Annotated in this window: 31 protein-coding genes and 1 tRNA gene (1 of these 32 running past the window's edge); 1 reads left to right on the top strand and 31 read right to left on the bottom strand. The window is 39.9% G+C overall.

Annotation, left to right across the window (positions count from 1 at the left end; translation table 11 throughout):
- Position 1 precedes the first annotated feature (1 nt).
- The 26 genes from rpsE to rpsL form a co-directional block, all read right to left on the bottom strand.
- On the bottom strand, positions 2-508 hold the full coding sequence (rpsE, locus tag GJV51_03490; protein QGM25070.1) for a 30S ribosomal protein S5: 507 nt from the start codon (positions 506-508) through the stop codon (positions 2-4).
- 19 nt (positions 509-527) lie between these two features.
- Positions 528-881 carry a 50S ribosomal protein L18 gene (gene rplR / locus GJV51_03485; protein QGM25069.1) on the bottom strand — a complete coding sequence of 118 codons (354 nt, stop codon included), beginning with the start codon at positions 879-881 and terminating at the stop codon, positions 528-530.
- An 80-nt stretch (positions 882-961) separates the two neighbouring features.
- On the bottom strand, positions 962-1,498 hold the full coding sequence (gene rplF / locus GJV51_03480) for a 50S ribosomal protein L6 (protein ID QGM25068.1): 537 nt from the start codon (positions 1,496-1,498) through the stop codon (positions 962-964).
- A gap of 24 nt (positions 1,499-1,522) precedes the next feature.
- Positions 1,523-1,921 (bottom strand): 30S ribosomal protein S8, encoded by a 399-nt coding sequence (rpsH, locus tag GJV51_03475; GenBank protein ID QGM25067.1) that lies wholly within the window; start codon positions 1,919-1,921, stop codon positions 1,523-1,525.
- Between the two features lie 133 nt (positions 1,922-2,054).
- Positions 2,055-2,597: a 50S ribosomal protein L5 gene (gene rplE / locus GJV51_03470; protein QGM25066.1), complete on the bottom strand. Its 543-nt coding sequence runs from the start codon at positions 2,595-2,597 to the stop codon at positions 2,055-2,057.
- Positions 2,598-2,620: 23 nt separating this feature from the next.
- The gene (gene rplX, locus GJV51_03465; GenBank protein QGM25065.1) at positions 2,621-2,929 is read right to left on the bottom strand and encodes a 50S ribosomal protein L24; all 309 of its coding nucleotides are present in this window, start codon (positions 2,927-2,929) and stop codon (positions 2,621-2,623) included.
- A gap of 23 nt (positions 2,930-2,952) precedes the next feature.
- Positions 2,953-3,321 carry a 50S ribosomal protein L14 gene (gene rplN, locus GJV51_03460; GenBank protein ID QGM25064.1) on the bottom strand — a complete coding sequence of 123 codons (369 nt, stop codon included), beginning with the start codon at positions 3,319-3,321 and terminating at the stop codon, positions 2,953-2,955.
- Between the two features lie 48 nt (positions 3,322-3,369).
- A complete protein-coding gene (gene rpsQ / locus GJV51_03455) occupies positions 3,370-3,636 on the bottom strand; it encodes a 30S ribosomal protein S17 (protein QGM25063.1) in 267 nt (88 codons plus the stop codon).
- Between the two features lie 22 nt (positions 3,637-3,658).
- Entirely contained in the window at positions 3,659-3,865 is a 207-nt protein-coding gene (gene rpmC, locus GJV51_03450) for a 50S ribosomal protein L29 (protein QGM25062.1), read from the bottom strand.
- A complete protein-coding gene (gene rplP, locus GJV51_03445) occupies positions 3,865-4,278 on the bottom strand; it encodes a 50S ribosomal protein L16 (protein QGM25061.1) in 414 nt (137 codons plus the stop codon). The genes rpmC and rplP overlap by 1 nt, the downstream gene beginning before the upstream one ends.
- 14 nt (positions 4,279-4,292) lie before the next feature.
- Complete coding sequence (gene rpsC, locus GJV51_03440) at positions 4,293-4,964, bottom strand: 30S ribosomal protein S3 (protein QGM25060.1); 672 nt, start codon at positions 4,962-4,964, stop codon at positions 4,293-4,295.
- A complete protein-coding gene (gene rplV, locus GJV51_03435; GenBank protein ID QGM25059.1) occupies positions 4,964-5,320 on the bottom strand; it encodes a 50S ribosomal protein L22 in 357 nt (118 codons plus the stop codon). The genes rpsC and rplV overlap by 1 nt, the downstream gene beginning before the upstream one ends.
- 14 nt (positions 5,321-5,334) lie before the next feature.
- Positions 5,335-5,613, bottom strand: a complete 279-nt coding sequence (gene rpsS / locus GJV51_03430) for a 30S ribosomal protein S19 (GenBank protein ID QGM25058.1) — start codon at positions 5,611-5,613, stop codon at positions 5,335-5,337.
- 17 nt (positions 5,614-5,630) lie between these two features.
- Complete coding sequence (rplB, locus tag GJV51_03425; GenBank protein QGM25057.1) at positions 5,631-6,464, bottom strand: 50S ribosomal protein L2; 834 nt, start codon at positions 6,462-6,464, stop codon at positions 5,631-5,633.
- A gap of 21 nt (positions 6,465-6,485) precedes the next feature.
- The gene (gene rplW, locus GJV51_03420) at positions 6,486-6,773 is read right to left on the bottom strand and encodes a 50S ribosomal protein L23 (protein QGM25056.1); all 288 of its coding nucleotides are present in this window, start codon (positions 6,771-6,773) and stop codon (positions 6,486-6,488) included.
- The gene (gene rplD, locus GJV51_03415; GenBank protein ID QGM25055.1) at positions 6,773-7,396 is read right to left on the bottom strand and encodes a 50S ribosomal protein L4; all 624 of its coding nucleotides are present in this window, start codon (positions 7,394-7,396) and stop codon (positions 6,773-6,775) included. Before rplD ends, rplW begins: the two co-directional genes overlap by 1 nt.
- 32 nt (positions 7,397-7,428) lie before the next feature.
- The gene (gene rplC, locus GJV51_03410) at positions 7,429-8,115 is read right to left on the bottom strand and encodes a 50S ribosomal protein L3 (GenBank protein ID QGM25054.1); all 687 of its coding nucleotides are present in this window, start codon (positions 8,113-8,115) and stop codon (positions 7,429-7,431) included.
- Between the two features lie 73 nt (positions 8,116-8,188).
- The gene (gene rpsJ / locus GJV51_03405; GenBank protein QGM25053.1) at positions 8,189-8,497 is read right to left on the bottom strand and encodes a 30S ribosomal protein S10; all 309 of its coding nucleotides are present in this window, start codon (positions 8,495-8,497) and stop codon (positions 8,189-8,191) included.
- 296 nt (positions 8,498-8,793) lie between these two features.
- The gene (locus tag GJV51_03400) at positions 8,794-9,873 is read right to left on the bottom strand and encodes an extracellular solute-binding protein (protein ID QGM25052.1); all 1,080 of its coding nucleotides are present in this window, start codon (positions 9,871-9,873) and stop codon (positions 8,794-8,796) included.
- 1 nt (position 9,874) lies between these two features.
- Positions 9,875-10,705, bottom strand: a complete 831-nt coding sequence (locus GJV51_03395; protein ID QGM25051.1) for an ABC transporter permease subunit — start codon at positions 10,703-10,705, stop codon at positions 9,875-9,877.
- Between the two features lie 13 nt (positions 10,706-10,718).
- Positions 10,719-11,540 (bottom strand): ABC transporter permease subunit, encoded by an 822-nt coding sequence (locus tag GJV51_03390; GenBank protein QGM25050.1) that lies wholly within the window; start codon positions 11,538-11,540, stop codon positions 10,719-10,721.
- Positions 11,527-12,657, bottom strand: a complete 1,131-nt coding sequence (locus GJV51_03385; GenBank protein QGM25049.1) for an ATP-binding cassette domain-containing protein — start codon at positions 12,655-12,657, stop codon at positions 11,527-11,529. The genes GJV51_03390 and GJV51_03385 overlap by 14 nt, the downstream gene beginning before the upstream one ends.
- Positions 12,658-12,712: 55 nt before the next feature.
- Positions 12,713-13,906 (bottom strand): MFS transporter, encoded by a 1,194-nt coding sequence (locus GJV51_03380; GenBank protein ID QGM25048.1) that lies wholly within the window; start codon positions 13,904-13,906, stop codon positions 12,713-12,715.
- 91 nt (positions 13,907-13,997) lie between these two features.
- Positions 13,998-16,109, bottom strand: coding sequence for an elongation factor G (gene fusA, locus GJV51_03375; protein ID QGM25047.1), 2,112 nt, complete (start codon positions 16,107-16,109; stop codon positions 13,998-14,000).
- Between the two features lie 160 nt (positions 16,110-16,269).
- A complete protein-coding gene (gene rpsG / locus GJV51_03370) occupies positions 16,270-16,740 on the bottom strand; it encodes a 30S ribosomal protein S7 (GenBank protein ID QGM25046.1) in 471 nt (156 codons plus the stop codon).
- 15 nt (positions 16,741-16,755) lie between these two features.
- Complete coding sequence (gene rpsL / locus GJV51_03365; protein ID QGM25045.1) at positions 16,756-17,169, bottom strand: 30S ribosomal protein S12; 414 nt, start codon at positions 17,167-17,169, stop codon at positions 16,756-16,758.
- 252 nt (positions 17,170-17,421) lie between these two features.
- On the opposite strand from rpsL, the gene GJV51_03360 reads away from it, so the two are divergent.
- On the top strand, positions 17,422-18,081 hold the full coding sequence (locus tag GJV51_03360; GenBank protein QGM25044.1) for a peptidase A24: 660 nt from the start codon (positions 17,422-17,424) through the stop codon (positions 18,079-18,081).
- Between the two features lie 4 nt (positions 18,082-18,085).
- Here the strand turns inward: GJV51_03360 and GJV51_03355 are convergent, their stop codons facing one another.
- From GJV51_03355 to GJV51_03335, 5 genes are all read right to left on the bottom strand, one after another.
- Complete coding sequence (locus tag GJV51_03355) at positions 18,086-20,566, bottom strand: AAA domain-containing protein (protein ID QGM25043.1); 2,481 nt, start codon at positions 20,564-20,566, stop codon at positions 18,086-18,088.
- 143 nt (positions 20,567-20,709) lie between these two features.
- Positions 20,710-21,828 carry a peptide chain release factor 2 gene (locus GJV51_03350; GenBank protein QGM25042.1) on the bottom strand — a complete coding sequence of 373 codons (1,119 nt, stop codon included), beginning with the start codon at positions 21,826-21,828 and terminating at the stop codon, positions 20,710-20,712.
- 50 nt (positions 21,829-21,878) lie between these two features.
- On the bottom strand, positions 21,879-24,290 hold the full coding sequence (gene secA, locus GJV51_03345; protein QGM26103.1) for a preprotein translocase subunit SecA: 2,412 nt from the start codon (positions 24,288-24,290) through the stop codon (positions 21,879-21,881).
- Positions 24,291-24,425: 135 nt separating this feature from the next.
- Positions 24,426-25,733: a serine--tRNA ligase gene (gene serS, locus GJV51_03340; protein ID QGM25041.1), complete on the bottom strand. Its 1,308-nt coding sequence runs from the start codon at positions 25,731-25,733 to the stop codon at positions 24,426-24,428.
- A 314-nt stretch (positions 25,734-26,047) separates the two neighbouring features.
- Positions 26,048-26,120, bottom strand: a tRNA-Ile gene (locus tag GJV51_03335) (it continues 1 nt past the right edge of the window).

Here is a 26,120-nt window from a genome sequence, read left to right as displayed (position 1 = left end):
CTTATTCAGCTAAGTGTTCTAAAGAAACACCACGCAACTTAGCAACTTCTTCGGCATCTTTCAAGCTTGTAAGCGCATCGAAAGTAGCACGAATAACGTTAATTGGTGTTGCTGAACCAAGTGACTTAGCAGTCACATCGGCGATACCAGCAAGTTCCATAACAGAACGTGCTGCACCACCAGCAGCAACACCAGATCCTTCTTCGGCGGGCTTAACTAAAATCTTACCGCCACCCCATTCACCAAGGACATCATGAGGAATAGTTGTAGAAACTGTTGGCACAGTGATCAACTTACGCTTAGCATCTTCAATAGCTTTACGGATAGCTTCAGGAACTTCTTGTGCTTTACCAGTACCAAAACCAACGTGTCCTTGCTTATCACCAACAACGACCAAAGCTGCGAAACGCAAGCGACGACCACCTTTGACAACCTTTGTGACACGGTTAATAGCAACAACGTTCTCTTCTAATTCACCAAGTGACTTAGGATTAACGAATTCAACCATTTTTATATTCCTCCTTTCCTTAGAACTTCAAGCCGTTTTCACGGGCTGATTCTGCTAATGCTTGAACACGTCCATGATAAACGTAACCACCACGATCGAAAATAACTTCTTCGATGTTTGCGGCTTTACCACGTGAAGCGATCAACTCACCAACTTTAATTGCTTGTTCTGTCTTCGATCCCGTTACTTCGGCATCATGACTTGAGGCACTTGCTAGCGTTACACCCGCTACGTCATCAATTAATTGAGCGTAGATGTTTGCATTAGAACGGAAAACGTTCAAACGTGGGCGAGCAGCAGTACCAGAGATTTTTCCACGAACGCGCTTGTGGCGCTTTACGCGAAGCTTATTCTTATCTGGTTTTGAAATCATAGCTGTGCTTTCCTTTTCTTATGGCAAATGCCATTTTAAGTTTATTATTAATAAAGTTTTGGTAGACAAAAAGTAATAGATTACTTTCCTGTCTTACCTTCCTTGCGGCGTACAACTTCGCCTTCGTAACGAATACCTTTACCTTTATAAGGTTCTGGTGAACGCACGGCACGAATTTCAGCTGCTAAATCGCCAACCTTTTGCTTTGAAATCCCTGAAACTTTGATTGTCAAAGCATCTGGCACTTCAACAGTCAATTCTTCGCGATCTTCAAAGTCAACAGGATGAGAATATCCAACACTCAAAGTCAATTTTGATCCTGACTTTGCTGCACGATATCCGACACCAACAAGTTTCAATGTCTTAGTGAAACCTTCAGATACACCCTCGACCATGTTTGCAACGTTTGCACGAGTTGTGCCATGCAATGCTCGAGTCTTGTTGTCATCGCTATCACGACTGAAAGAAACTTCGTTTCCTTCTACAGTCATTGTGATAACTGGGACGATTTCACGTGACAATTCACCCTTTGGGCCCTTAACTGTTACAACTGTACCTTCTTGAGATACTGTCACATCAGCTGGTAAAGTGATTGTTTTGTTTCCAATACGGCTCATGGTAAGTCTCCTTTCTTAGATATATTACCAAACGTAAGCGATAACTTCGCCACCGATTTGCTTAGAACGTGCTTCTTTGTCAGTAATAACACCTGCAGAAGTTGAGATAATAGCAATTCCCAAACCGTTCAAAACTTTTGGTAACTCTTCAGCCTTAGCATACTTACGTAAGCCAGGCTTAGAGATACGTTGAATTCCTGTAATCACACGATTACGATCTTCTCCATACTTGAGAAATACACGGATAACACCTTGTTTGTTGTCGTCGATGTATTCAAAGTCACGGATAAAACCTTCTGCTTTCAAGATTTCAGCGATGCTCTTCTTAATTTTTGATGCTGGAGCTTCAACTACTTCGTGACGTGCCAAATTGGCATTACGAACGCGAGTCAAAAAATCAGCAATTGGATCAGTCATAGACATCTATCGATATCCTCCTTTTTATTTTGAACGTAATCATGCAAAATGACACGCTCTTAACTATTATAGACTATTTTTGTCAATAACAGTTAAAAACGCGTCACTCATTTAGAGCAACAACATTTTTATTTACCAATTACTTAGCAAATGGCATTCCCATTTGTGTCAACAACTCACGACCTTCTTCATCGTTTTGCGCTGTTGTAACAATAACAATGTCTAAACCACGTACGCGGTTAACTTTGTCAAAGTCAATTTCAGGGAAAATTAATTGTTCACGAATGCCGAGTGTATAGTTACCACGGCCATCAAAAGCCTTTGATGATACACCACGGAAATCACGAACACGAGGTAATGAAATGTTGATCAACTTGTCTAAAAAGTCATACATACGCTCTCCACGTAGTGTAACCTTTGTTCCGATTGACATACCTTCACGCAAGCGGAACCCAGCGATTGACTTCTTTGCCTTTGTGATAACTGGTTGTTGACCAGCAATCAACTTCAATTCTTCAACCGCTTCATCCAAGTTCTTTGAGTTTGAAACTGCATCACCAACACCCATATTCAAGACGATTTTCTCAATCTTTGGGGCTTGCATTGATGACTTAAAGTTAAACTTTTCGATCAAAGCAGGTTGAACTTCATTAACATATTTTTCTTTTAAAGCATTAGCCATGAAAATGATTTCACCTTTCGATATTAGCCTAGTACGTTACCAGACTTTTTAGATACGCGAACTTTCTTGCCATCTTCGACCTTGAATCCAACACGTGTTGGTTCATTAGTTGAAGGGTCAAGCAATTGCACGTTAGAAACATGGATAGGTGCTTCGATATCGATAACACCACCTTGTGGATATTCGTTAGAAGGCTTTTGATGCTTCTTAACGATGTTCACGCCTTCGACAACGACGCGATCTTTTCCAGCAACAGTCTTAGTGATTGTGCCTTCTTTTCCCTTATCTTTGCCGGCAATGACGCGAACCTTATCACCTGTTTTTACAAACATGATTTGGCTCCTCCTTGTCAGTATTAGAGCACTTCTGGTGCCAATGAAACGATACGCATATAGTCGTTGTCACGCAATTCACGTGCAACAGGACCAAAAATACGTGTACCTACTGGTGACTTGTCGTCCTTCACGATAACAGCGGCGTTTTCATCAAAATTGATGTATGAGCCATCTGCACGACGAACGTCAGAAACAGTACGAACGATAACAGCCTTAATGACGTCACCCTTCTTTACGTTACCACCAGGGATTGCTTGCTTAACTGTAGCAACAATCATGTCACCTACACCAGCAAACTTACGGCCTGAACCACCGAGCACTTTAATCGTCAAGATTTCACGTGCGCCAGAGTTGTCAGCCACTTTTAAACGACTCTCTTGTTGAATCATGGTTCTTCCTCCTTGTTAGCAATTAATTACGACGTTTTGGGTAGAGCATTAAAGAATAACAGCCTCTTCAACGATCTTAACCAAACGGAAGTGCTTAGTTGCAGACAAAGGACGTGTTTCCATGATTTGAACAATGTCGCCTTGCTTGGCAGCATTGTTTTCATCGTGTGCCTTAAACTTCTTTGTGTACTTGACACGCTTACCGTAGACATCATGTGTCAAATAAGTATCAACAGCAACAGTAATTGTTTTGTCCATCTTATCTGAAACAACTCGTCCTTGGTAAACCTTACGAGTATTACGTTCTTCACTCATTTTTCAGCTTCTTCCTTTCGTCTTATTTGTTGGCGTTTGCCAATTCTTGTGCACGAATAACTGTCTTAACTCGTGCAATGTCCTTACGAACTTGTGCGATACGCGCCGTGTTTTCTAGTTGACCAGTAGCCAATTGAAAACGTAGGTTGAATAATTCTTCCTTGAATTCGGCTTCGCGCTTTTGCAAATCCGCAAGTGACAATTCTTTCAATTCACTTGCTTTAGCCATTATTCAGCCTCCCGAGCAATAATCTTTGTACGTACAGGCAACTTGTGTTGTGCCAAACGTAATGCTTCACGAGCAGTTGCTTCAGGAACACCTGCAACTTCAAACATTACCTTGCCACGCTTAACTGGTTCAACCCAACCTTCGGGTGCACCCTTACCGTTACCCATTCGAACACCGACACCTTTAGATGTATATGACTTATGAGGGAAGATTTTAATCCAAACCTTACCACCACGCTTCATATAACGTGTCATTGCAATACGAGCAGCTTCAATTTGACGGTTAGTAATCCAACTTGAAGTTGTTGCTTGCAAGCCAAAATCACCGAATGTTACCGTCTTGCCACCTTTTGCTTCGCCACGCATGTGACCACGGTGTACACGACGGAACTTAACACGCTTTGGTACTAACATGTTTGCTTCCCTCCTTACTTACTGTTCTTTTTTTGTGGTAATACATCACCACGGTAAATCCAAGTCTTGATACCCAAGTTTCCATAAGCAGTCATTGCTTCATCCCATGAGTAATCGATATCGGCACGTAAAGTATGCAAAGGTACTGTACCTTCAGTATATTGTTCAATACGTGCAATATCAGCACCATTCAAACGACCTGAGACCATAACCTTGATACCCTTGGCACCTGAGCGAGTGGCACGTTGGATAGCACCACGCATAGCGCGACGGAAAGCCACACGGCGTTCCAAATCACCAGCGATTTGTTGTCCAACTAAGTGCGCACTCAAATCTGGCTTTTTGATTTCTACGATGTTAATAAAGACACGCTTTGAGCGACCTTTTTCATCAGTATCTGTCAACTTTGCCAATTGTGTACGAAGCTTTTCAACTTCTGAACCACCCTTACCAATAACCATTCCTGGCTTGGCAGTTTGGATAGAAACGTCAACACGTGACTTGGTTGTACGTTCAATTTCAATGCGATCAACTGAGGCATCTGCTAAGTTTTTCTCGATATACTTACGGATACGTAAGTCTTCGTGAAGTTGGTTAGCATAGTCAGCCTTGTCAGCAAACCACTTTGCATCCCAGTCGCGAATAACGCCGACACGGAATCCAGTAGGGTTAATCTTTTGACCCATTACTTTGCCTCCTTCTCAGCAACCACAATTGTTAGGTGGCTTGTACGCTTGTTAATAGGTGAAGCAGAACCCTTGGCGCGAGGACGGAAACGCTTGAGCGTTGGTCCTTCGTTAGCAAAGGCTTCCTTCACGATAAGATCTTCTCGGTCTAACGAGAAGTTATTTTCAGCATTAGCAACTGCTGAGTTCAAAACCTTGTAAATATCTTCAGTAGAAGTATTAGGTAGGAACTTCAAAATTGCGTATGCTTCGTTAACGCTCTTACGGCGAATAGTGTCAAGAACTAAGCGTGCCTTACGTGGGGCAACGCGAACGATCTTAGCAGTCGCACGAGCTGATGTAACTTGTTCAGCCATTTTTCACTTCCTCCTTATTTACCAGTCTTTTTATCGTCGTTCTTGTGTCCCTTGAACGTACGAGTTGGTACGAATTCACCTAACTTGTGTCCGACCATATCTTCTTGCACATAAACTGGAACGTGCTTGCGACCATCATAAACGGCAATTGTAAAGCCGATGAAGCTTGGGAAGATTGTTGAACGACGTGACCAAGTCTTGATCACTGATTTCTTTTCAGAATCAGCTTGCGCTTCAATCTTCTTAAGCAAGTGTGGGTCCGCAAATGGTCCCTTTTTTAAACTACGAGCCATTAGTTGTCTCCTTTCCCTTACTTACTCTTACGACCGCGAACGATAAACTTTGTTGAAGCCTTCTTCTTATCGCGAGTCTTCTTACCGGCAGTCTTCTTACCCCATGGTGACATAGGACTTGGGCGACCAACTGGTGCTTTACCTTCACCACCACCGTGTGGATGGTCGTTAGGGTTCATAACTGATCCACGAACATGTGGACGCTTTCCACGCCAACGATTACGACCAGCTTTACCCCAGTTAATCAATGAATGTTCAGCATTACCAACTTCTCCGATTGTTGCACGGTTTGTAGCTAATACCAAACGAACTTCACCTGAAGTCAAACGAACGATGATATATTTACCATCACGTCCCAAAATCTGTGCTGATGCACCAGCTGAACGAGCCAATTGTCCACCCTTACCAGGCTTCAATTCGATATTGTGAATCAAAGTACCTTCAGGAATAGCACTCAATGGCAAGGCATTGCCGGGCTTAATGTCGGCATCAGGACCAGATTGAACCTTGTCGCCAACCTTTAATCCCTTTGGCGCCAAGATATATGACTTGATACCATCTTCGTATACTAACAAAGCAATGTTAGCAGTACGATTTGGATCATATTCGATAGCTTTTACAGTAGCTGTCTTGTCATCTTTAGTACGCTTGAAGTCTACGATACGGTAGGCTTGCTTATGTCCACCAGCATGGTGGCGAACTGTCATACGACCAGATGCATTACGCGCACCAGTCTTTGACTTTTTGGCCAACAAACTCTTTTCGGGCGTTGTCTTTGTGATTTCAGAGAAATCTGAAGTCGTCATATTACGACGTCCGGCAGAAGTTGGCTTATAACTCTTGATAGCCAATGTCTTATCCTCCTATTTAGATTAACCTTCGTTAAAGATTTGAATATCTTTTGAATCTTTTGACAACGTAACCGTTGCCTTCTTTAATTTACGTGTATAACCAACATAACGACCTTGGCGCTTTTTCTTACCACGAACGTTTGCTGTGTTTAAACCAGAAACTTGAACTTCAAAGATTTCTTCGATAGCTTTTTTAATTTCAGGCTTTGTTGCGCGTGTATCAACTTCGAAGACATAACGCTTACGTTCTGTTTGCGCCATTGAAGCTTCAGTGATGATAGGGCGACGGATAATATCGCGTGCATCCATTAGGCAAGACCTCCTTGGATTTCTTCGATTGATGATTGAACAATCACCAGCTTATCTGCGTTAACAACATCAAGCACGTTGATACCCTTTGTTGTCATAACTTGAACGTTAGCCAAGTTACGTGCTGACAAGATTGCGTTTTCGTTGTCTTCATCAACAACTACTAATGTCTTTTTATCAGCTGACAAGTTTGCCAAAACTTTCTTAAAGTCTTGTGTTTTTGGTGCTTCAAATGACAAAGCATCAACAACTACCAGCTTGTTATCAGCGACTTTTTGTGACAAAACTGACTTTAATGCCAATTGATATGCCTTGCGGTTAATACGGTAAGCATATGAACGTGGTGTAGGTCCGAAAACAATTCCACCACCACGGAACTGTGGTTCACGAATTGAACCGGCACGTGCACGACCAGTACCCTTTTGCTTCCAAGGCTTACGTCCACCACCAGAAACCGCAGAACGGTTTTTAACAGCATGTGTACCTTGACGCAATGATGCACGCTGCATCAATACTGCATCAGTAATAACGGCATTGTTAGGTTCGATGGCGAATACTGCATCATTCAATTCGATTTCTGCAGCTTGACTACCATCTTGCTTTAATACAGCAACTTTAGTCATGATTGATTGTTCTCCTTTCTATATAATTTATATTAAGCTTCTTCTGAGTTAGTAGCAGATGCAGATGCATTAGCCATCTTAACTTCAGGATGCTTTGCGTTTACTTTTACAGTTGATTTGATTGTCAAAAGTGATTTGTTAGCACCAGGTACATTACCCTTCAAAAGCAACAAATTGTTTTCAACATCAACATGAACAATAGCAATATTTTGCATTGTTCGCTTATTATTACCCATACGTCCTGGCAAAAGCTTACCCTTGAAAACGCGGTTAATAATAGCACCCATTGAACCTGGGCGACGGTGGTAACGAGAACCGTGAGTCATAGGACCACGAGACTGTCCCAAACGCTTGATAGCACCTTGGAAACCATGTCCCTTCGTGATTCCTGTTACGTCGACGTATTCGCCCGCTTGGAATGTGTCAACTTTAATCTCATCCCTAACGTTAAATTCGTCTCCCGCATTGCGGATTTCACGAATGTAGCGCTTAGGGGCCGTATTTGCTTTTGAAGCATGGCCTTGTTCAGGTTTGTTTGACAAAACTGTGCGCTTATCTTGGTAACCAAGTTGAATAGCACTGTATCCGTCTGTTTCTGCATTTTTTACTTGCAAAACGACGTTTGGTGTTGCTTCAACAGCAGTCACGGCGATCAATTCACCAGATTCTGTAAAAACCTGAGTCATACCGACTTTGCGGCCTAAGATACCTTTAGTCATGACTAATCTCCTTAAATATTTTTCTTATTTTAATTTTGCCTCGATGAGACATGGAAGTTATATCCGTTATGGATTACAACTTGATTTCGATTGCAACACCTGATGGCAATTCAAGCTTACGCAGTGCGTCAACTGTCTTGTCAGTAGGGTTCACAATGTCAATCAAACGCTTATGCGTACGCATTTCAAATTGCTCACGGCTATCCTTATGCTTATGTGGTGAACGTAAAATTGTATATAATGTACGTTCAGTTGGTAGCGGAATAGGACCAGCAATTTCTGCGCCCGTACGCTTAGCTGTTTCAACAATCTTTTCTGCTGATTGGTCTAAGATACGGTGTTCGTATGCCTTCAAACGGATACGGATCTTCTTTTGTGCCATTATTTCATGCCTCCTCGTTGATTTTGTAAATCAGCTAACTTCGATTAAAAACCGACAACACTGCTTGTGTTTTGCGCGCCCATGGCAACGCGGCCGCGCGTGTCGCAACCTTAATCATCATCGCTAAACATTGATACACTAGGCTTTCGGTAGGGTTTTACTACTACTGTTCCAAAAGCGTACTTAAATATAATAACAGAAAAACCCTTGCTTTGCAAGGGTTTTGTTCTTTTAATTTGACAATGTTTATTGTCTATTTTTAACGAATTTCTACAACTAAATCGATTAACTTTATTTCACCGTTGCGTCATCTTAAACTCTAAGAATGCATCATTATACTTTTCAGTCCATTTTTGTCCTAAATCATCATACGTTTGTAAATTGCTGACTGTTTTTTCATCCGGATAGAACTGTTTATCTTCACGAATCGATTTTGGTAACAATGGTAACGCATTCTTATTTGGTGTAGCATAACCAATATATTCTGCATTTTGAGCAGCATTCTTCGGTTCACTCATAAAATTCAAAAAAGCATATGCTGCTGCTTTATGTTTAGCATTTTTTGGCATCACAATATTGTCAAACCATAAATTCGAGCCTTCACTAGGCACAACATAATGCAGATGAGTATTTCTATTCATTGCTTCTGCAGCTTCACCAGAGTAAGTTACAGCTATGGCGGCTTCATCCTGAGCCATATACATTTTAATCTCGTCAGCAATAATGGCTTTGACATTTGGCATCAAAGTTGTTAGTTTCCCTTGTGCTGCAGCTAAATCAGCCACTGATTTATTATTCACGGACTTGCCTTGTGTAATTAAAGTGATACCCAAAATATCTCTGGCTGAGTCAATGAGCATCACCTGATTTTTAAACTTTGATGACCAAAGATCATCCCAGTGTTGAACATCTTCGGCTTTGACATACTTATCATTGTAAATAATACCAAGTGTGCCCCAAAAGTAGGGCACTGAATATTTATTACCTTTGTCGAAAGATTGATTTAGAAAACGACTATCATAATTGTCCAAACCGGTTAATTTACTATGATCAAGTGGTAGGAGTAAATTATCTGCTTTCATTTTCTCTATCATATATTCCGAGGGTACTGCTAAGTCATACGGTGTACCACCTTGCTTAACTTTCATATACATCGCTTCGTTTGAATCAAAAGTTTCATAACTAACCTTGTACCCTGTCTCTTTGGTGAATTTTTTTAATAAGGCAGGATCAATATAGTCTCCCCAATTATATAAATTCAAAACTTTACCACTTTTATCTCCTGTGCCTGTCTGTGTCGAAAAATAATGCTGTGCACTAATCAGCAAAACAACAATAATTAATATTCCCACTACACTGGACAATAATTTTTTCATCTTATAGTCCCTCCGTAGCCGGCATTACAAGATTGGTTCCGCCCCGCTTTTTGCCTTTAGAAGATCTGTTAGAAATCATATAATAGATGAATACTAATAATAGCGAAACCAAAAACATCATTGCCGATAACGCATTGATTTCTAAACTAACCCCTTGGCGCGCACGGGAATATATTTCGACTGACAAAGTTGAAAAACCATTTCCTGTTACAAAGAACGTCACTGCAAAGTCGTCCAATGAGTAAGTAAATGCCATAAAAAATCCTGCTAGAATGCCCGGTGAGATAACTGGTAACACCACCCTAGACAACATTTGCAAATTATTGGCACCAAGATCCTTTGCTGCGGTGACTAAATCAGGATTCATCTCCTGCAAACGGGGTAATACCATTAAAACAACAATCGGTATACTGAAAGCAATATGCGAAAGCAGAACAGAAGTAAAACCGAGAGTAAAGCCAACAACGGTAAATAGAATTAAAAACGAAGCACCAATAATAACATCCGGCGAAACAAGTAAGATATTATTCAGTGACAAGAAAATATTTTTTGCCAATTGATGCCGTTGATTGTAAATATACAAGGCTCCTGCTGTGCCAATTATGCTAGCCAGTAGTGAAGATAACAGCGCAACTAAAAATGTGTTAACCACAATCTCTAAAATCCTTGTATCAACAAAAAGCTCAGCATAATGCTTCAATGAAAAGCCATCCCATCCTTGCATGACATCTCCCGCATTAAAAGAGTAAATAATCAAAAAGAAAATAGGTAAGTACAACAAAACAAATATAAACACTAAATATAAATTAGACCATCTAAATTTTTTATGCATGATTAGCCATACCTCAATTCCTTCGATTTTTGTGCATACGGTCACGTGTCAGTATCATCGTAACAAGCATTGCAGCAATCAAAACAACACCAATCGTTGAACCAATTTGCCAATTTTGCGTGACCAAAAAGTGCTCTTCAATTGCGGTTCCTAGGGTAATCACTCGATTACCTCCTATCAAACGTGTAATCATAAATAACGACAAACTAGGAATAAATACCGCCTGGATACCGGCCTTAACACCTGGCATTGATAACGGGAAGATAACGTAGCGGATTGTCTGCCATTTATTAGCACCCAAATCGTGGCTAGCCTGAGAGAGCCTTGAATCAATCTCCGCTAACGAATTAAAAATGGGCAAAATCATAAAAGGAATTTCGATATAAGCTGCCACCAACAAAAAGCTCCAGTCTGAAAACAACAATTGCTGTGGCGCAATGCCCCACAGCGAAATGAAATTATTCACAGTCCCAGTCTTGGATAATAGTCCAATGAAAGCGTACGTTTTTAATAGTAAGTTAATCCATGTAGGCAATATAACTAATAATAGCCAGAACTGTTTTTGTTTCAGTTGATTCAATAAATAGGCAGTAGGATAACTAATCACTAAAGTAATCGCCGTGATCAGAAAGGCGTACCATACTGAGTTGAAGGTCATCCGCAAATATGTCCCACTGCCAAAATAGGCAGCATAATTGCTAAACGTGAAATGTCCACTAGCAGTCGTGAATGACTGAAATAACATTAATATCAATGGTGCAATAACGAATAATAATAACCAAATACCATAAGGAACAATATAAAATATTTGACGTTGTTGTTTAGATTTCATCATCGTCCTCATAACTCTCCAGACGCGCATCAAAATCGTCCTCAGACTCATTAAACCGCATAATATGGATATCTTCAGGATCAAATGTAAGACCTACTCTAGCACCAACTATTGCTGAATTTGTTGCTTGAACTTGCCATTCATTGCCGTCATCATCTCTAGCGGTAATTTCATAGTAATCTCCACGAAATGACTGATCTTCAATCGTAACTATTAACTTACCATTTTCAATAGACGTCAAGTCTAAGTCCTCAGGCCGTAACACTACTTCAACTCTCTCATTAGGGCGCATTCCTGCATCAACATTTTCAAAATCTTTACCGACAAAGTGGACTACATAATCTTCCTTCATGATACCATCAACAATATTGCTCTCACCAATAAAATCAGCAACAAAATGATTGATTGGTTCATCATAAATATCTTCTGGTGAGCCATTTTGCTGAATAACCCCATCGTTCATAACAAATATCCAATCAGACATAGCCAACGCTTCTTCTTGGTCATGTGTTACGAAAACAAAAGTAATTCCTAAGCGCTGCTGTATTTCTCGAAGTTCATATTGCATGTTTTTACGTAACTTATAATCTAAGGCTGACAAAGGTTCATCAAGTAATAACACCTCTGGGTCGTTAGCCAAAGCACGTGCAATCGCAACACGTTGCTGTTGTCCTCCTGATAACTCATCAATCTCACGATCAACAAAGTCGCTTAATTTCACTAAATCAAGCATTTCTTTCACTTTGTTCTTAATTTGCGTCTTATTCATTCCTTTTAAAGTTGGACCGAAAGCAACATTATCAAAAACATTCATATTTGGAAATAATGCATAATTCTGGAATACAGTATTCACTCTTCTTTTTTCCGCAGGTACATCATTAACACGTTGACCTTCAAAAGATATATCTCCCAAGTCAGCCGTTAGCTGTCCTGAAATTAATTTCAAGATTGTTGATTTTCCTGAACCAGATGGTCCAAGCAATGTATAAAATTTACCAGCTTCAATTTCTAAATCAACATTTTTTAAAACATGTGTATCTCCAAAAGATAAATCTACTTGATTAAAAGCAATAATTGGTACTTGTTTCTCACTCACTTGCCTACCCTCGAATCTTTTCAATAGAATACATTTTACACTAATTACAAAAACAAAAAAAGCGCGACGATTGCGCTTTTTAATCCAAAATTTTATCTTGATTTTCCACAATTAGTATCGCAATTGTCATCAGAATAAATAAGATTACTAACATAATAATTTGTGGTATCCACGAATGGAACCAACCATATGCATAACCAAACAATAGTGGTCCCGTTGCAGCTAATAAATAGCCACCACTTTGTGCCATGCCAGACAACTGCGCTGTTTGTTCTGCGTTACTAGTTTTTAAACTAAACGTTGTCATTAAGTATGGGAATAATGCCGATGTACCAATCCCAATTAATAAATTAACAATTAGCCAATAAGTAAACGTCGCCTGTGGGAAAAGTAACAGCACGTATCCTAACGTGCCCAGTATTGAAAATATCCCCACTAGCCACTGTCGTTGTCTACTATCAAGTGTAGCAACAATCGATGGAATAAACAAAGCAAAAGGCAGACCAATCAATGAATTCAAGCCAGCAAACAGACTTGCTGTGGAAGCTGATAAGCCGGTCTGCACTGCCATCGTCGGTCCCCAGGCCAATAGAATATAAAACATTATTGACTGCACGCCACTAAAAAACAACAATAACCAAGCATACTTATTTTTCCAAATACTGGGCTTCAAAACATTCTCAGATTTTGTTTTAACAGTTATTTGATTATTATGGGCAAATTTTTGATTAGGTAACCAAACAAGTAATGCAATTATCAATAAAACTGTTAGCAAAGTTATGAATGTAGGCCAACCTGTCACAGCAGTAATAGGTGCCGATAACGCAGCTCCTATAGCAGTCGCCAGCATCATACTAAATGTAAATATCGAAGTCATAAAGCCAACTTTTTGGGGAAAATATGTTCGAATCACACTAGGCAATAAAACATTCATGTGTGCAATCGCAACGCCTATGCACGCAGTACCAATGTATAGAAGTGGTGTATTTAAAATTCGGATGAACGAACCAACAATAAGCAATCCTAACATGAGTGTAAAAGCACGTTCTAACCCCAACTTTTGTGCTACTTTTGGTGCAAAAACCGAAAATATGGCGAACGCCAGTAAAGGTATCGTTGTTAGGGTCCCTAGGCTAGAAACCGGCACATGCAATGATCGTGCAATATCTCCCAATATTGGCGGAATAGCCGTAAAGGGTAAACGTAAAACCATGCCCACAACAATTATTCCAGGTACTAAAAACTTACTATGATTTTTATTATTTTTTAGCATTTTACTTTTTTCCTATTAAAACGGCGTCACTCAATATGAGTGACGCCGTTTATACTGAACCATCTGTCAGTTAGATATTTAAATATTAGAATTAATCTTCTTGACCATTTGCCTTGATGATTTCTTCTTGAATGTTCTTAGGAACAGCTTCATAGTGATCAAATACCATTTGGAATGTACCACGACCTTGCGTAGCTGAACGCAAAGTAGTTGCATAACCAAACATTTCTGACAAAGGAACCTTAGCCTTAACAGCCAATACAGGTCCACGTGATTCTTGACCTTCAATCATACCACGGCGAGCTGAAACGTGTCCCATAACATCACCAAGGTTGTCTTCGGGTGCAACAATATCAACAGCCATGATAGGTTCAAGAATAACCGCACCAGCAGTCTTTGCAGCTTCCTTCAAAGCTAATGATGCAGCAATCTTAAAGGCTGCTTCACTAGAATCGACATCGTGATATGAACCATCATACAACTTAGCCTTCAAGTCAACTAATGGGAATCCAGCCAAAGGACCAGCATTTAATGCATCCTTCAAACCAGCTTCAACTGAAGGGATGTATTCACGTGGCACAACACCACCGACAATAGCATCTTCGAACGCAAAGCCAGCACCTTCTTCGTTTGGTGCGAATTCAATATAAACATCACCATATTGACCCTTACCACCAGATTGACGCTTGAAGAATCCACGAGCTTGCACCGTCTTAGTGAACGCTTCACGATAAGCAACTTGAGGCGCACCAACGGTTGCTTCAACGTTAAACTCACGGCGCATACGATCAACCATGATATCCAATTGCAATTCACCCATTCCAGCAATCAAAGTTTGACCAGTTTCTTGGTTCGTTGTTGCACGGAATGAAGGATCTTCTTCAGCTAACTTTTGAATAGCATTTGATAGCTTATCTTGGTCAGCCTTAGTCTTAGGCTCAATAGCTAATTCAATAACAGGTTCTGGGAATTCCATTGATTCAAGAATCAATTGGTGGCTAACATCTGTCAGCGAGTCCCCAGTTGTTGTATTCTTCAAACCAATCGCAGCAGCGATATCACCTGAGAATACCTCTTCGATTTCAGTACGTGAAGTAGCGTGCATTTGGAGCAAACGACCAACACGTTCACGAGTATCAGAAGATGTGTTTTGTACGTATGAGCCAGACTTCAAAGTACCAGTATACACACGCATAAATGTCAAACGACCAACGAATGGATCAGTCATGATCTTAAATGCCAAAGCAGCAAATGGCTTTGTATCATCAGCAATCAAGTCAATTTCTTCATCAGTCTTTGGATCGTTAGCGATATATGGCTTAACATCCAAAGGTCCTGGCAAATAATCAACAACCGCATCCAACATCATTTGGACACCCTTATCCTTGTAGGCAGAACCTGCAAGAACTGGATAGAATTGCAATGCCAAAGTAGCACGACGAATTGCAGCCTTTAATTCTTCGATTGAAATATCTTCACCTTCAAGATACTTCTCCATCAAATCATCATCAACATCAGCGACAGCTTCAATCAATGTATTACGCTTTTCTTCGGCTAATTCCTTTAATTCTGCAGGAATTTCGCGAGGTGCCCACTTTTCTCCCAAATCATCTTCAGGATAGTATGCTTCTTGTGTAATCAAGTCAATAACAGCTTCAAAGTCGTCCTCAGCACCAATTGGCCATTGAATAGCTTCAGCATTAACCTGCAAACGTTCATGGATTGAATCCACTGACATTTGGAAGTCAGCACCCATCTTATCCATCTTGTTGACGAACACGATACGTGGCACATCATATGTTGTTGCCTGACGCCAAACTGTTTCAGTTTGTGGTTCAACACCGGCAGCACCATCCAAAACCGCTACGGCACCATCCAAAACACGCAATGCACGTTCAACTTCAATTGTGAAATCAACGTGCCCTGGTGTATCAATGATGTTGACACGGTAAGGTGTTTTAGCGAATTGGTCAAAGAAACCATGCCATACAGCTGTTGTAGCCGCTGACTGAATAGTGATTCCACGTTCCTTTTCTTGTTCCATGAAATCCATTTGTGAAGCACCATCATGTGTTTCACCAATTTTGTGAATTTTACCTGTATAGTACAAGATACGTTCAGTAGTTGTTGTCTTACCCGCATCAATGTGGGCCATGATTCCAATATTACGTGTACGTTCTAGTGGGTATTCACGTTTTGCCATTGTGAGTTATCTCCTGGTTTAGTTCTATATGCAACAAAAAGCGACACATATTTGTGTTCGCTTTTTGATGGTGCTTGCGTGTGACAAACACCATCTATGACAATTGTACACTATCTGCATACCAAGGGTTGTATGTTCTACTAACCTCAGTATTAAATATTTACCAACGGTAGTGTGCAAATGCACGGTTCGCTTCAGCCATCTTGTGTGTATCTTCACGCTTCTTCACAGATGCACCTGTATCATTGGCAGCATCCATGATTTCTTTAGCTAAACGTTCATCCATTGTATGTTCGTTACGCAAACGTGAGTAGTTAACTAACCAGCGAAGTCCCAAAGTTGAACGACGATCTGGACGAACTTCAATTGGCACTTGGTAGTTAGAACCACCAACACGGCGAGCCTTAACTTCCAATACTGGCATGATATTTTCCATAGCTTGTTCGAAAACTTCCAATGGATCGTTACCAGTTGCTTCTTTGATACGATCAAAAGCATCGTACAAAATTGTTGAAGCTGTACCACGCTTACCATCAAGCATCAACTTGTTGATCAAACGTGAAACTAGCTTTGAATTGTAAATTGGGTCAGGTAAAATTTCCTGACGCTTAGTATAACCTTTACGTGGCATTAGTCAGTCTCCTTCTTACTTCTTTGGTGCCTTTGTGCCATACTTTGAACGTGAAGTCATACGACCATCAACGCCCGCAGTATCCAAAGCTCCACGGATAATGTGATAACGTACACCAGGCAAATCCTTAACACGGCCACCACGAATCAAAACAACAGAGTGTTCTTGCAAGTTGTGTCCAATACCTGGAATATATGCAGTTACTTCATATAAGTTTGAAAGACGCACACGGGCGTACTTACGCAAAGCTGAGTTAGGCTTCTTAGGTGTCATCGTTCCGACACGAGTAGCAACACCACGCTTTTGTGGTGCAGCATTGTTAGTTGCCTTCTTCTTCATTGAGTTGTAGCCAAAGTTCAAAGCAGGTGATTTTGACTTAGAAACCTTTGACTTACGTGGCTTACGAACCAGTTGGTTAATTGTAGGCATGCTACAGTCTCCTTTAAATTTTCATTAATTTCACAGTTCCAGGTGTATCATTTTTATATTTTCAAAAATCACAACACTGAAAATCTGCTGACAATTGCCTTTACAGCGCCGTTCAGCACAGTGTGACGATGTCACAGAACAGATTACTCAAAAGCACGTTCAATATAATACCATTTTGAGCCGTATTGTCAATAGATTTTAACAACTTTTCATGTGACATGAAAAAATCTTTTCTATAACGTACGATAAGTTATGGAAAAGATTTTTATTTTTTTATTTAATAGCATTATTATCTCAACTGTTATATGCGCTGCGGATCGGTTATCCAACGGTGTCCCCCTCAGCATAAAACGCTCTTTTTGTTTTTATTGTGGCCATCATTTAGCTTGGTTTGATATTATACCAGTTATTTCGGCATGTGTTTTACGCAATAAATGCCGCTATTGCGATATACCTTTCGGTCGCTACTATACTATTTTCGAATTATCTTACATTTTAATCGGCACATTCTTATGGACTACACCTATAACTTGGATTACAGGAATTTTATTATTATTTTTGTCCTTAGAAGACTGTTCAAAACAACGTATACACGTGAATATTTTATTACCTTGGATAGGCTATCTATTTGTACTTCATCATGATACCGCACATCTATTTCTAGCCGTTTTCATTTTTCTTTTATCCCTAATTCTTGTCAAACAACGACACGCATTGGGCAGTGGCGATATACCTGTACTACTGATTTTAGTACTATCAAGTACACCTATTATTTTTGCTTGTACTTTATTCATCAGTTGTTGCCTGGCTTTACTCTATCTATTATGCTCACAACAAAAAAGATTACCTTTTGTACCGTTTTTGAGCGGTGGTTGGGTAATCACTAATCTTTATCTATTATTTTTGCTTTAAAAGCTTACGATTTTGTCGTATCTTTTTTTAATGGCTTTGTGCTAATTCTGATTTCACCATTTTTAGCACCAATCGTTACCGCGTCATCAGTCGTTATATTACCGCGCAGTAGTTCCTCACTTAAAGCATCTTCAACTTTAGTTTGAAGTGCACGTCTAATTGGGCGTGCACCATATTCAGGATCAAATCCCGCCGAAGCTACTACATCAATTGCTGCGGGTGTTATCTTAACACTGATACCTTGTTCAGCCACACGCTGTAGAACTGAACGACTCATTAGTTTCACAATTTCATGCAGTTCAGATTTTGTCAAACTTTCAAACACGATAGCTTCGTCTAACCGGTTAATAAACTCTGGTCTGAATGTTTCTTTTAACGTTTCCCGTATTTTTTCAGCTACTGCTTCATGATTGTCCTTCAAATCAACCGCACCAAAGCCAACCGATTTTTCATCACGTAATCGTGTTGCACCAAGATTGGAAGTCATAATGATGATTGTATTTTTAAAATCAACTTTTCGTCCTTTTGAATCCGTTAAATACCCATCATCAAACACCTGTAACATTAAATTAAAGATATCTTGGTGCGCTTTTTCCGCCTCATCCAATAAGACAACAGAATACGGGTGATTACGAACCTGCTCCGTTAATTGACCACCTTCGTCATAACCAACATATCCAGGTGCTGAACCTATCAAACGGCTGGATGACCAACGTTCTTGATACTCCGACATATCGATACGAATCAAGTTATCCTCACTACCAAATATGGCTTCAGCTAATGCTTTAGCTAGTTCAGTCTTTCCAACACCAGTTGGTCCCAAGAACATGAATGTACCAATCGGGCGACTAGGATCTTTTAATCCAGAACGCGCACGACGAATTGCTCTAGCCACTGCAGATATGGCCGTTTTTTGTCCAATAACGCGACGTCCCAAAACTGACTCCAAATTGACTAAACGTTTCTGCTCATTTTTTTCCATTTGCATAACAGGCACACCTGTTTGTTGCGAAATAACCTCAGCAATATCTTCTTCTGTAACATGAATCGAATATCGTTCAGCATTTTCTTTTTGGCTATTTTGAGTATTTTTAGCTTCTGACTTTGCCAGTTTCTGCTTCAACTTCATCTCTTCAGTGCGCAACTGGGCTGCTTTTTCAAAGTCTAATGACGTAATAGCAGCTTCTTTTTCTGCTTGAACTTCTGCAAAACGGGCCTTAGCTTTCGATATTGGTGTCGTCTTTCCATCGGTGTCGATACGCACTTTCGCCCCAGCTTCATCCATCAAGTCAATAGCTTTATCAGGCAAAAACCTATCTGAAATATACCGAGCCGAGAGTTTTACAGCCGCTTCAATAGCCGTATCATCAATCTGAACTTGATGATGTTGCTCAAAATGAGGGCGAATGCCTTTCAAAATAGCGATAGCGTCATCTTGGGACGGCTCATCAACTGTGACTGATGCAAAGCGCCGCTCTAGCGCGGCATCAGATTCAACATATTTTTGATACTCATCAAATGTTGTAGCACCCAAAGTCTGCAGCTCACCACGCGCTAGCGCTGGCTTTAAAATATTCGATGCATCAATAGCACCTTCAGCTCCACCAGCACCAATTAATGTGTGCAACTCATCGATAAACAAAATAACCTCACCATCATTGTAAATTTCTTCAATGATTTTTTTTAATCTGTCTTCAAATTCACCACGATATTTTGTACCTGCAACCAGTGAACCCATATCTAATGCCATCAAACGTTTCTTGGCTAAGTTTTCTGGGACTTCATTATCTACAATTTTTTGTGCCAAACCCTCAGCAATGGCTGTTTTCCCAACACCAGGCTCTCCGATTAACACAGGATTATTTTTTGTCCGCCTAGATAATATTTGTATAACGCGGCGAACCTCTTTTGGACGGCCGATTACTGGATCGATTTTGTTGTCTCGCGCCATTTGAGTCAAATCACGTGCCAATCCATCTAGCGTAGGTGTTCCTGCTGATGCTTGCTGCTTCTCCTGTTGTTTCATCTGCTTCCGTACGTCAGTAATGCCTAATTTCCTAAGAAGTGCACGGCGCATATCTTGCAAATTAACATCTAATGCTAGTAAAATTCGCGAAGATAGTATACTTTCATCTTGTAATAAAGATAATAAAATATGCTCTGTTCCAACTTTTGATTGTGCTAAAGCGCGTAACTCTTCATTCGCTTGATGTAAAATATCCGCCGCTTTTGGTGAATAAGGTAAATAGCTATTTTTATCATAACGACTAGTGATACCATATCCTGTAAAGTGTTCTATTTCTTCACGAATATCATCATCCATAACATTAAATTGGCCTAATATCTTACTAGCAATGCCTTCTTTTTCTATTGCCAGGGCGAGTAAAAGATGCTCTGTTCCCACAGCTTGGTGCTTAAAATACTTTGCTTGTTCCTGTGCCAGAACTAATACATTCTGCGCACTTGGTGTATAATTATTATCCATGCTTGCCTCCTTAAAATTAGGCTGCCTACGTCTTTATTGACTTATATTATAACCTATTAAACATTTATTAGGAAATATTTTTGTTTACTCTATCTATACTTATACAATTTAAAAAGTCGAAACAGTACTGTTTCGACTAGGTATTAGTTAGGATTTTTAAGCGACAACTGCCACTGTAAATATGCATTGATGAAAGGATCTAAATCACCATCTAAAACTGCTTGTGGTTGGTTAGTTTCATAATTTGTTCGATGATCCTTAACCATTTGATAGGGGTGCAAAACGTAAGAGCGAATCTGCGATCCCCAACCATTTTCCATTTTTTCACCTGTTAGCGCTGCACGCTCAGCCTCTTTTTTCTCTAACTCGAGCTGGTATAGTTTACTTTTTAACAGACGCATAGCATAATCACGGTTACCATACTGAGTACGCTCTACAGTTGATGAAACAACAATTCCAGTAGGTTCATGTGTTAGACGAACACCTGTTGAAACTTTGTTGACGTTTTGTCCACCGGCACCACCAGAACGGAACACGTCCATCTTAACATCATCGTCACGTACCTCAACCTCAATCGAATCATCTAGTTCAGGCATTACATCAACTGATACGAAACTCGTATGACGCCGACCAGCACTGTCAAAAGGAGAAATTCTGACGAAACGATGTACACCTTTTTCGCTCCGTAAAAATCCATAGGCATTATGTCCCGTTACTTTAATCGTTGCACTATCAATACCCGCTTCATCACCTGCATGATAATCTAAAGTTTCAACTTGAAAATCATGTTGTTGTGCCCATCGCGTATACATGCGATACAGGTTAGCACCCCAGTCTGTCGACTCAGTACCGCCAGATCCTGGATGGACTTCTAGAATAGCATTATTGGCATCATACGGCTCAGTTAATAGTTGCTCTAAATTATAAGCATCAATATCTTTTTGTGCTTTTGCAACCCCTGATTCAAGTTCACCAAGCGTGTCTTCATCCTCAGGATCTTCTACAGCCATTTCTATTAATAATTCTAATTCTTCAACTTGATTTGTTAAATTTAAGAATGAATCACGACGATTTTTTAAAACATTATTTTCTTCAATAACCTTTTGTGCTTTTTCATTGTCATTCCAAAAATCGGGTTCTGTCATACGATTTTCATAATCAGCAATTTCTTCCGTAAGTGCTTCCATATCGAGCGTTCCGCGAAAACGTTCGATATTCTCCTGCATATCACTAACGGCATGCTTTGCATCGATAATTTCCATATTGATTCCTTTCAAAATAAAAACGAACAAAGTTCGCTTTTATTTGTATATTAAGAACGTAAATTCTGACGAATTTCAGCTTTCATAAATGTACGTGTTGTGTCATATTCAACATCTGCAATCATCTTTTGGAAGTTTGCAAACGCTTCACTTTGGTATTCGATGAGCGGATTTAATTGTCCATATCCACGTAAACCAACACCTTGACGCAAGCGATCAAGAGAATCGATATGATCTGTCCAGTGTTGATCAACAGCTCTCAAAATAACAACTTTCTCGAACTCTAACATTTGTTCTGGATCATAAAGCTGGCTTTGCTTTTCTTTATAATTCGACTTTGCTAGCTCTAATAATTTTGCTTTAATTTCATCACGAGTTAATCCCTGCAGCTGTTGCACTGTAACGGCATCATCATGCGCTAGAGCATTACCAACAAAAGCAACAATTTGTGGTAGATTCCAATCGGAAGACTTTTTCTCTTTCGTTTGAGCATCCACGACACGGTTAATTGTACGTTCAACCATTGGCATCAATACCCATTCCAATGACTCTGATTCATCAATGACAATATCACGTTCATGATAAATCAATTCACGCTGTTCACGTACAACATCATCGTACTGTAAAACATTTTTACGTGTATCGTAGTTGTTTCCTTCAACACGCTTTTGAGCTGATTCGACAGAACGAGTAATAAATCCGTTGGTAATCACTGTATCTTCATCTAGATTCATTCTCTGCATCATCAAGCGGACACGTTCAGCACCAAACCGAATCATCAAATCGTCTTCTAATGAAAGAAAGAATTGTGAAAAGCCTTCATCGCCCTGACGACCTGCACGACCACGCAACTGATTATCAATACGACGTGACTCATGACGTTCTGTAGCAATAACAACTAACCCACCAAGTTCTGCAACGCCAGGTCCAAGTTTGATATCTGTTCCACGACCTGCCATATTTGTAGCTACTGTTATTGCACCACGCTGTCCAGCATTCGCAATGATTTCAGCTTCCTTAGCATTGTTTTTAGCATTTAAAACATTATGAGGCAAATTCTTTGTCATCAAAATTTTTGATAATAATTCTGAATCTTCGACAGATCCCGTACCAATTAAAATAGGTTGTCCCTTTTCATGCAACTCAACAATCAATTTTACAACCGCATTATACTTGGCACGAATAGACGTATAAAGCAAATCAGGTTTATCCACACGTCTAACAGGACGATTCGTAGGAATGCTGATTACTTCCATATTGTAAATTTCACGTAATTCTTCTTCCTCAGTTTTAGCAGTTCCAGTCATGCCTGAAAGTTTTTTATACATACGGAACAAATTTTGATAAGTAATTTGTGCCATTGATTTATTTTCTTCTTGAATCTCGACGTTTTCTTTAGCTTCAATTGCTTGGTGTAAACCGTCTGATAAACGTGTGCCTTCAGAAATACGGCCTGTTGACTGATCAATCAACTTAATCTCGCCATCTTGAACGACGTAATCTTTATCTTTGATATAGTTAAAATTAGCCCGTAAGGCTTGGTCAATATGATGCGTTAAAGCTGTATCATCGGCATCATACAAGTTATCCAAGTTAAAGAATATTTCGCCTTTATGAATTCCTTCAGATGTTAACAAAGTTGCCTTAGCTTCTTCGTCAACCTTAAAGTCCTCATCACGTTGCAAAGTTTTCACGAAACGGTCAGCACGAGCATAGAGTTGTGAGACGCCAGAACCAGGTCCGGAAATAATCAACGGTGTACGTGCTGTATCAATCAAAATTGAATCTGCTTCATCGATAAGGGCAAAGTTCAGTCCACGTTGCATCACACGCTCATCCGCTCGTCGTACCATATTGTCACGCAGATAGTCAAAGCCGATATTAAAGTTGGTAGAATAAGTGATATCAGCGTTATAAGCAGCACGCTTTTCTTCTGCCGGTGCATCACCAACATTGACACCAACTGTCAATCCAAGCCAATTATACAATTGACCCATTTGTTCAGCATCTCGAGCAGATAAATAATCGTTCACCGTAACGACATGTACACCACGACCTGATAACGCATTTAAATAAACTGCCATCGTTGCTGTCAAGGTTTTTCCTTCACCTGTACGCATTTCGGCTAAATTACCACCGTGTAATACAATGGACCCCATGATTTGAACATGGAAAGGATACAAACCAAGAACTCGTTTAGCTCCCTCCCGTGCTACTGCAAAGGCTTCTGGTAAAAGCTCATCTAAAACTTTTGCCAAAGCCTTATTTTGCTTGTCCTTATCTTCAATACTATCAATTGTATCAGCAATTTTCGACTTGAATTCTCCAGTTTTAGCCTGTAACTCACTATCTGACATGCTAGCCATTGTGTCTGCATAGCTTTCGACTTGATCGGCAATTTTATTTAATTTCTTTAGTTGTTGCTTTGAATTATCAACTAATTTACGTATTGGATTGGCCATTACTTTTAACGCGCGAGTATTAAGTTCGCCCATTTCTCCTCTGAAATCTATTTTTTGTATATTACTGCAAAATAAGTGTATTATATGTTTAATTATACCAAAAAAAGAGCCCAAAATATAGACCCTTCCTTTGAATTAATGATGTGGTGTTGGTTCTAGCTTCTCTTGTCCGCCTAAATAAGGTCGCAAAACTTTTGGAATAGTCACTGAACCATCTTCATTTTGATAATTTTCTAAAATAGCCGCTACTGTTCGTCCAACTGCTAGACCAGAACCATTTAATGTGTGCACAAGTTGTAACTTATTATTTGCATCACGATAAGTAATATGCATTCGACGGGCTTGGAAATCTTCAGTATTTGATACTGAAGAAATCTCTCGATAAACATTTTGCTGTGGCATCCAAACTTCAATATCATATGTTTTTGCTGCTGAGAATCCCATGTCACCTGTTGACAATGTAATCACATGATAAGGTAAATTCAATTTTTGTAAAATGTTTTCCGCATCTAGTGTCATCTTTTCTAACTCTTCATAAGAATCTTCTGGTTTAGTAAACTTAACCATCTCAACCTTATTAAATTGATGCAAACGAATTAATCCACGTGTATCTTTACCTGCTGATCCTGCTTCTTTACGGAAAGAAGGTGACAATGCAGTGAATTTGATTGGCAAGTCTTCACTCGGCAATTCTTCACCTGAATAATAGTTCGTCAAAGGCACTTCTGCTGTTGGAATATATGTTTGATTCAAACCTTCTACACGATACGCATCATCTTGAAACTTTGGGTACTGTCCTGTTCCGAACATCGCTGAATCATTCACCACAATCGGTGTAATCATTTCAGTATACCCTTCTTGCCTATGTTCATCTAACATAAAGTTATATACCGCACGTTCCAGCCTTGCTCCATCACCAACGTAGTATAAGAAACGGGCACCTGAAACTTTTGCACCTCGCTCAAAGTCAAGTATTCCTAACCGCTCGCCAATTTCATAATGAGCTTTAACCCACGGTGTATTTTCTAATGCGTGCGGACGTGATCCATATGACTCCGGCGCCCACTTTCGTTGTTCTACATTAGCAGATTCATCTGGACCAACTGGTACATCAACGGCAGCCATATTTGGTAAATGAGCAGCGATTTCTCGAACCTGTTCATCTAGTAGTGCTTGCTCATTATCAAGACTCTTAATATCTGCTCCAACTTGCTTCATTTGCAAGATTGCTTGACTAGCATCCTCTTTTTGACGCTTAGCAAAAGCAATTTTGTCTGATACTTCATTACGTTGTGCCTTGAGAGACTCAACTTTTTGGATCAAATCTCGTCGTTGTTGGTCAAGTGCCAATAATTCGTCAATTGTTTCTGGGCTAACACCACGATTTTCTAAACGCTGCTTAACTTCTGCGCTGTTTTTTCGAATATAACGTATATCTAACATATAATATGTCCTCTTTTTCATAAAATAAAAAATGCGTTCTTCTCTTGTCGCTAAACAAGGGACGAAAAACGCATTTCCGTGGTACCACCCAATTTTTATGATTATAAGTAAATCATAACACTTCATTATCGGTAACGGCGATTCCGAGCAGCATTACCTGCTAAAAGTTTGTTACTGGAGTTTCACGCGTACCATTTTTCATCAACCAATGATTTTCTAAAATGCGCTACTTATGGTAACTATTGCTCTCATTTTAACCCATTATCTACTAAAAGGCAACAAAAAAGGAGAGGAAAACCTCTCCTAGTTCTTAATGGGCCATCCAGGACTCGAACCTGGGACCTCTGCGTTATCAACACAGCGCTCTAACCAACTGAGCTAATGGCC

It is taken from the genome of Leuconostoc mesenteroides subsp. mesenteroides (assembly GCA_009676745.1).
Taxonomy (GTDB): Bacteria; Bacillota; Bacilli; order Lactobacillales; family Lactobacillaceae; genus Leuconostoc; species Leuconostoc koreense.
The sequence above is the reverse complement of the archived record's forward strand: the minus strand, read 5'-3'. Positions and strand labels throughout refer to the sequence as shown.